Genomic DNA, 7482 nt, shown 5'->3' with positions numbered 1-7482 from the left:
GCCGGATTTGAACCGACGACCTTCGGGTTATGAGCCCGACGAGCTACCGAGCTGCTCCACCCCGCGTCCGAATTGTCACCCTCAAGCCGAGCAGTGGCTTGGTGGCATTTGCCTGCTTTCGACTGTTTACACATCGCAAGCTGACGAAAGAGTTGGTTGCGGGGGCCGGATTTGAACCGACGACCTTCGGGTTATGAGCCCGACGAGCTACCGAGCTGCTCCACCCCGCGTCCGAATTTTTCCTCGAAGTGGCCGAGCAGTAGCCAGTTCGATTTCTCCTTTTCCACCAACCGGTTACACCGGCTTGACTGGTCAGGATCTCAGATGGTTGCGGGGGCCAGATTTGAACTGACGACCTTCGGGTTATGAGCCCGACGAGCTACCGGGCTGCTCCACCCCGCGTCTGAGGTCGCCAATAATAGGCGCCAGCGCACAGATTGCAAGTAAATATCTCAAAAAAAGTTTATTCGTAGATTAATCGGACAAATAGTGCGGTCATTAGCAGCATCATGCTGTTTTTTCAGGCAATCGAGTCCTTACCAGGCATCCGGCACTACACTCAATAAGGTGAACACTCCTCATTTTGGGTAGGTAGAATATGCGCATCTCCGCCGGTCACTGCCGTCAGTTGGGGGCCACACCCGACAGTAACGGCGTCAACTTCGCGATCTGGGCACGCCTCGCCAGCCGGGTCGAACTGCTGCTCTTCGCAAGTGCAGACGATGCGACCCCCGAGGTGATCCCCCTCTCCCCGCGCCTCAACCGCACCGCCTACTACTGGCATATCCATGTGGAGGGGATCTCGGTCGGGCAGCGTTACGCCTATCGCATTCAGGGCCCGTGGCGCCCATACGGCGGCACCCGCTTCGATGCCGAGAAGGTGTTGCTCGACCCTTACGGCCGCAGCATCGAGCTTGGCGCCAATTACGATCGATGGGCGGCGGCCCGTCCGGGCAGCAATCTGGCTTGTTGCGCCAAGAACAAGGTGGTCGATACTCGCTACTACGACTGGGAAGGAGACAAACTGCCCGCTCACTCCCTCTCCCGCTCGGTGATCTACGAGCTGCATCTGGGGGGCTTTACCAAGTCCCCGAGCTCCGGGGTCAATCCGGCGCTGCGTGGCACCTATCTCGGGCTGATTGAGAAGATCCCCTACCTGCAATCTCTCGGCGTCACCGCCGTCGAGCTGCTGCCGGTGTTCCAGTTCGATCCTCAGGATGCGCCCAAAGGACTCTCCAACTACTGGGGTTACAGCCCCATGTCCTTTTTCGCCCCCCACGCCCAATACGCCTGCGGCGATGATCCGCTGACCGAATTTCGCGACATGGTCAAGGCGCTGCACAAGGCCAATATCGAGGTGATCCTGGACGTGGTTTACAACCACACAGCCGAAGGGGGTGATGATGGCCCCACCTTCTCGTTTCGCGGCATCGACAACGAGGCCTACTACATCCTCGACAACAACCAGAAGGACACCAACTATTCGGGCTGCGGCAACACCTTCAACGGCGCTCATCCGGTGGTGCTGCGGATGATCATGGACAGCCTCCACTTCTGGCGTCAGGAGATGCACGTCGATGGCTTCCGCTTCGATTTGGCCGCCATTCTGTCGCGGGATGAATCGGGTCAGCCGCAGGCCAATGCCCCCACTCTACGCACCATAGATACCGACCCCAACATCGCCGACATCAAGCTGATTGCCGAAGCCTGGGACGCGGGGGGGCTCTATCAGGTGGGGTCACTGGCCGGCGCCCGCTGGCGTGAGTGGAACGGCCAGTTCCGGGATGATGTGCGCCGCTTTCTGCGCGGGGATGACAACAGCGTCACCGCCTTTGTCGAGCGGCTCTGCGGCAGTCCCGACATCTACCACTATCACCACGCCGATCCCGAGAAAAGCATCAACTTCGTCACCTGTCACGACGGTTTTACCCTGTGGGACTGGGCCAGTTACAACAGCAAACACAACGAGGCCAACGGGGAGGAGAACCGTGACGGCTGCGATCACAACTTCAGCTGGAACCACGGCCACGAAGGGGTGACGGAAGATCCCCAGATCAACGCCCTGCGGATGCGCCAGGCCAAAAACATGATGGTGGCGACCCTGCTCTCGGTGGGGTCCCCCATGCTGCTGATGGGAGACGAGCTGCTGCGCACCCAGCGGGGCAACAACAACGGCTACTGCCAGGACAATGCCACCTGCTGGATGAACTGGCTGCCCAATGCCCGCAGTCAGGAGATGTTCCGCTTTATGAAGGAGCTGATCCAATACCGCAAACACCTGTTCCAGCGCCCGGAGCAGGAGAGCATGCCGCTGTCGCTCACCGAGATCCTGCGCCACAGCGAGATCTGCTGGCACGGAGTCAACGCCGGGCAACCGGATTTCAGCCCCCACTCCCACGCCATCGCCATGTCGGCGCTGTCGAGCGAAACCAAGCTGGCGCTCTATGTGCTGTTCAACGCCTACTGGGAGCCCCTCACCTTCAACCTGCCGAGCCCCCCCAAGGGGGTCGGCGGCTACTGGCGGCGGATCCTCGATACCGCCCTCCCCTCGCCGCAAGATATCTGCACCTTCGGCATGCCGCTGGAGGGATTGACCCGCGAATATCTGGCCCAGCCGCGCAGCAGTTGCCTCTTTATCTGCGGGGCCGACGATTTCTATTGATCGATTGCTGTGAATTGATAGCAGCGATACCTGCAAGCCAGATATGCAAAAGCCCCGAGCCAAGGCTCGGGGCTTTCTCTTTTCAGCGCCAGTGTCAGATCAGCTGGTGCAACACGCTGGTAGCGGCAATCTGGGCGATCAGCAGGCCACACAGGGAGGTGGAGACCACCACTGGCGCGGTATCACGCTGCAAGTAGAGTGGGCTGAACCAGAGCAGCAGAGAGGCCACCAGCAGCGCTGCCTGGGTCACCACCGCCGGGATCAGGGCATCGAGATTGGCCTCACCCCCTTGCCAGCCCACCAGCACTGCCAGCCAGACAAGGCTGGCCATCGCCCCCACCAGACCGGCCAGCGGCAACAGGGTATTGAATGCCTTGAGGCGATGACGGGCCCGCAGCAGCATCAGATGGGCAAAAGCAGCCCCCAGCATCGCCATCTGCAGCAGACCGCTCACCCAGCCCTGCAGTTGCAGCAGCCCGAAGCCATAGAGAGCGAGCGGCAACGCCGGTAGCCAGAGCAGTGTCGAGGGGACTGAACGCTTGCCCTCCAGCCGTGACTGGGCCAGCGACAAGCCAACCCCGAGCACCAGTGCAGCCCCACCACTCCAGATGAGCCAGCTGGCCGCCTTGGCCTCAACCGCCAGCATCAGGGAGAGCGCAGTAATGACCCAGATGGAGAAGAGCTGCTGACTGATGCGCGAGCGCTGGCCAGGGCAGATATCACCGCGCCACAGCACGATACCGAGGGCGATCAGGGCGCCAAGCGCCATCAATCCGGTGAGGGGAAAGAGCCAAAAAGGGAGTTGGACGAACACGACGCCTCCAGCAGTAAAGATTCGAGGTGCGCCACCGGGGCGCCAGAGAGGGGCGAGTATACCCAAACCGGCGGCTATCCCCAATCGCGACAAACAATCGCGGGCAAACAATCCGGGGCAATTTGCGCCAGCAGGGCCCACCTTGAAGGGTGCCCTGCTGGCAGCCATGTCCATAGGGACGGGATACGGCGCTGGCTTTAGCCCTGACCGCGGGCCAGCGCCACCACCCGGGCAAACATCTGGCGGATCACCGGCGGAATATGCTCGGCGCCGAGCCGCTCCGCCTCTTCCACCACCGCCAGCGCCATTCCCGGCTTGCTGCGGTGATGAATAGCCTTATTGATAATGTGACTGGCGCTCCACATGGCGCGCCCGCCCACCCCGGCCTCGCGGCGAAACACAGCTTCAAAACCGTTGTGATAGAGGTAGTGCTCGATGTCGGCGGCAGGGAGCTGGGTCAGTCGGTCCCGCTCCCGCTCTCCCTTGAGCTGGCCCCGGGCCGAGGTGGCATACTTGAGCCCCGCCTCGTCACCATCGGTCAGCAGGTGCCACTCGATGCCAAAATCCCGCGCCACCTTGATCAGCGGCGACTGGCCGCACTGGGCAAACTCGATGATCCGCACCCCTTCGGCCCGCAGACTGTAACCACAGATCTGCGCCAACTCGGAGAGCAGCCAGATCTCGGTCTCCCCCTCCACCAGCAGCCAGCAACGGGCAAACAGCGACATGGGGCGGTTGATCCGCACGTGGAAGGCGATCTTGCGCAGATCGTCGCTGCTGTAACGCTCGCCCCCCAGCTGGTGACAGAGGATATCCTGCTGACGGCGCACCAGCCGCCGCACCTGATTGAGCGGCAGGGAAGAGAGCAAGTCCCCCGAGTTGGTGGTGAGCAGCTTCTGACCCGGCAGTTGTTCCAGCAGCCCCCACGCCAGCGCCAGCATGGTCGGGTGCAGCCGGCTCTCCGGGTCCTCCAGGATCATGATGGGACGGGCCCCCTCCTCCAGCTCACGGTTGCCACGCGCCTGCAACAAGGTAGCCGCCATCCCCGCCATCGCCAGCTGCAGCGCGCGGTTATCGGCGCGGCGCAGCAGGGTATGCAGGTTGCCCGGATTGCGCAATGTCATGGGGCGATTGATGATGTCACGCTGACTGCGCGGCTTGTTCTTGATGGGGGCCAGGGCGTTGAAGTAGTGATCCATCAGCTGGCGCACCGCCTGCAGCGCCTCTTTGAGCTCCGGTTCGCCGATCCGCTGGGGTTCGTCGATCAGCTTGTCCGCCAGCTCGCTCAGGCGATGCTCGGAGAGATCTCCCCACTGCAATGTCTCCACCCCGTTGCGAGCGGTACGGGCGTCCCGCAGCCGGAACACCGGGTTCATGGTGATGAGCATGCAGACCAGCTCGTGGGTGTTGGCGATGGGCAAGCTCTTGCCTACCCCGTCGAGAAAGTCGTGAATGGTGAGCACAGAACCATCCGCCTGCAGCTCGGCGCTAGCACGATAGTGAATGCGGTGGAATTTGTCCTTGTGCAGCACCCAGGAGGGGCAAAGACGGGCCAGCCGACGGGAGTGCTGACACATCTGGGGTCTGTGCTCACTGAAGGTGAGCACCAGTTGCAGGTGGCGCGCCGGGGCCAATTCGGGATCTTCCGGTTGGTGAAAATCCTCGGCGGTGAACTGATAGGGCTCGGCATCCTGCCCCAGCAGACACCAGAGGGCGCGCAGCAGGCTCGATTTACCCCAGGTATTCTCGCCGATCAACACTGTGGTCTGATCCAGCCCGAGCGACAGGCGATTTATACCGCGAAAACCTTTGACTTCAATACGTTCCAGAAACATCCAGCCATGTCCACATCATTGTGATGGGGCAATAGTGGCAAAGTTACCGGAAAAATCCTATCGCAGGCGGGGCTTTTTCAACGTGAACTGTGAGGCACTGCAGGTTCGGGAGGGGTAACAACAGCGGTGCGATCTTGCGGGGCATTCCAGTGGCTGAACCAGAGATGACGGGTACGGATTTGACGTTTGCGATAATTCAATGGGCATTCCTTTCAATGGATAAGTGGTAGAGAGTACACCTCTTTTGTCCAAAGTCTCAGGGTTATCTGTGACGAGAAGATGACAATTGCGCCCGCCACTGCCCCGGCGTCAAACCAAACGCCTCGCGAAAACGATTGCTGAAATGGGCCTGGGAAGAGAAGCCACACTGACTGGCGATACTGGCCAGCGGCTCGGGGCCGGCCAACAGCTGCTTGGCCCGTTTGAGCCGCAGCCCCAGCAGATAGCGGTGGGGCGGGCAGCCGAGACTCTGGCCGAACATGCGGGCAAAGTGATACTCGCTCAGCCCCGCCTGCTGGGCCAGCTCTGCCAGCGTGACCGAATCGGCCAGATGGGCCTGCAGATACTCCTGCACCCGCTTGATCACCACCGGCGCCAGCCCGCCGCGCAGAGGCGGCAGACCGGGAGCCTCCTCGGTGTGGTGGCGATAGACGTGGAGGATCAACATCCAGGCGCCGTGGGAAAGTGCCAGCCGATCGACCCCGTGCTGCCACTGAAGCTGCATCAGTTGGCGCTGCACCAGCGAAGCCGCCTGCGGATCGTCTATAAAGGTCTTGTCCACCAGTTGCAGGTGGCGCCCCTCCTTGTCACACACCTCCTCGGCGATACGGGTGAGGTGAGCCGGGGTGAAGTAGAGATGAAAGAAGCGAAACTCTTCGCGCACCAGCCACTCGGATCTGTGGTGATCCGGCATGATGCACACCTTGCCGGTGCCGCCGTGGCCACCCGGCCCATCGAGTCGCTCGGTCTGCTCGCCTCCTTGTAGATAGACGCTCAGGGTGTGGTGGCCCGGCTTGTGATAGCGGGTCTGGTCATAGCAGTTGCGCCAACTGGCGACGCCAAGCCCGGGTTCGAGCCAGCAGGCGTCCTCCAGCCGGGCGCCGGTGCTGACCAGTGCATCAAATACCCCTGCTGTTTTCATTCGCCCCTGCCGCCTGTTCCGGTTATGTGTACGGGTTATCCCGCTGCCATCCATCTTACCGACCGCGCCTGCAGATGACAGCGCAGGGCGATGAAAAACCGCAAGATGGTGCAATCCAGCCATCAGGGCTCGCCCCATAGTGGGTCATCTCTCCCTGACTCACCGGAACTGTGATGAATCTGATGCTCTATCTTGCCACCGTGCTTATCTGGGGCAGCACCTGGATTGCCATCGCCTGGCAACTTGGCCCCATCCCCATCGAGGTCTCGGTGCTCTATCGCTTCCTGCTGGCAGCGGTTGCGCTGTTTGCACTGCTCACCGCCAGCGGCCGCTTTCCACGCCTCCCCTGGCACGGCCAGCGCTATGCCGCACTACTCGGTGCCCTGCTCTTTTCCACCAACTTTCTCTGCTTCTACCACGCCACACGCTATATCCCGAGCGGCATGTCGGCGGTGATCTTCGCCAGTGCCAGCATCTTCAACGGCCTCAACCTCTGGCTGTTCGAGCGCAAGCGCCCCACCCTGCGCTGGTTGCAAGGCTCCTTGCTGGGACTCTTTGGCACCCTGTTACTGTTCTGGCCGGTGCTGGCGGATGCGCAACTGGGTGCAAACGGCTGGAAGGGGCTGCTGCTCGCCTGTTGCGGCACCCTCTGCTTTTCGCTGGGCAATCTGGTCTCGGCCCGGGGCCAACGCCACGGCTACCACGTACTGCAACTGGTGCCCTGGGGCATGGTTTACGGCGTGGTGCTGTTGCTGGGCTGGGTCACATTGCTCGGGCAGCAACTGATGGTGCCAACCGATGGCCACTATCTGGCGGCCATGGTCTACCTCGCCCTGTTTGGCTCGGTGATCGCCTTTACCGCCTATCTGACGCTGGTGGGGCGCATCGGTGCCAGCAAGGCCTCCTACGCCACCGTGCTCTTTCCGCTGGTGGCGCTTACCCTTTCCACCTTTTACGAAGGCTTTGTCTGGCAGCCGGTCTCGGTGGCCGGAGTGGTGATCAGCCTCATCGGCAATCTGGTGATCTTCGC

The 7482-nt window shown here is 61.6% G+C and carries 5 protein-coding genes and 2 tRNA genes; 2 read left to right on the top strand and 5 right to left on the bottom strand.

Going from position 1 to position 7482, the window contains the following annotated elements; all coding sequences use genetic code 11:
* Positions 1-153: 153 nt before the first annotated feature.
* Both AB5Y92_RS05895 and AB5Y92_RS05890 read right to left on the bottom strand, forming a co-directional pair.
* Positions 154-230, bottom strand: a tRNA-Met gene (locus tag AB5Y92_RS05895).
* Positions 231-325: 95 nt separating this feature from the next.
* A tRNA-Met gene (locus tag AB5Y92_RS05890) sits at positions 326-402 on the bottom strand.
* Between the two features lie 196 nt (positions 403-598).
* Between AB5Y92_RS05890 and glgX the strand changes: the two genes are divergently transcribed.
* The gene (gene glgX / locus AB5Y92_RS05885; protein ID WP_164536673.1) at positions 599-2662 is read left to right on the top strand and encodes a glycogen debranching protein GlgX; all 2064 of its coding nucleotides are present in this window, start codon (positions 599-601) and stop codon (positions 2660-2662) included.
* A gap of 94 nt (positions 2663-2756) precedes the next feature.
* Here the strand turns inward: glgX and AB5Y92_RS05880 are convergent, their stop codons facing one another.
* The 3 genes from AB5Y92_RS05880 to AB5Y92_RS05870 form a co-directional block, all read right to left on the bottom strand.
* Complete coding sequence (locus tag AB5Y92_RS05880; protein WP_064338076.1) at positions 2757-3476, bottom strand: hypothetical protein; 720 nt, start codon at positions 3474-3476, stop codon at positions 2757-2759.
* 197 nt (positions 3477-3673) lie between these two features.
* Positions 3674-5311: an ATP-dependent endonuclease gene (locus AB5Y92_RS05875; RefSeq protein WP_005333463.1), complete on the bottom strand. Its 1638-nt coding sequence runs from the start codon at positions 5309-5311 to the stop codon at positions 3674-3676.
* A gap of 262 nt (positions 5312-5573) precedes the next feature.
* Positions 5574-6452 (bottom strand): helix-turn-helix domain-containing protein, encoded by an 879-nt coding sequence (locus AB5Y92_RS05870; RefSeq protein ID WP_368225936.1) that lies wholly within the window; start codon positions 6450-6452, stop codon positions 5574-5576.
* 173 nt (positions 6453-6625) lie between these two features.
* Here AB5Y92_RS05870 and AB5Y92_RS05865 point away from each other — a divergent pair.
* Positions 6626-7482, top strand: an 857-nt coding sequence (locus AB5Y92_RS05865) for a DMT family transporter (RefSeq protein WP_368225934.1), incomplete at its 3' end; no start/stop codon positions are given.

The sequence above is a fragment of the Aeromonas sp. R1-1 genome (genome assembly GCF_040908495.1).
GTDB classification, from domain to species: Bacteria; Pseudomonadota; Gammaproteobacteria; order Enterobacterales; family Aeromonadaceae; genus Aeromonas; species Aeromonas veronii.
This window is presented reverse-complemented; position numbering and strand designations above follow the sequence as displayed.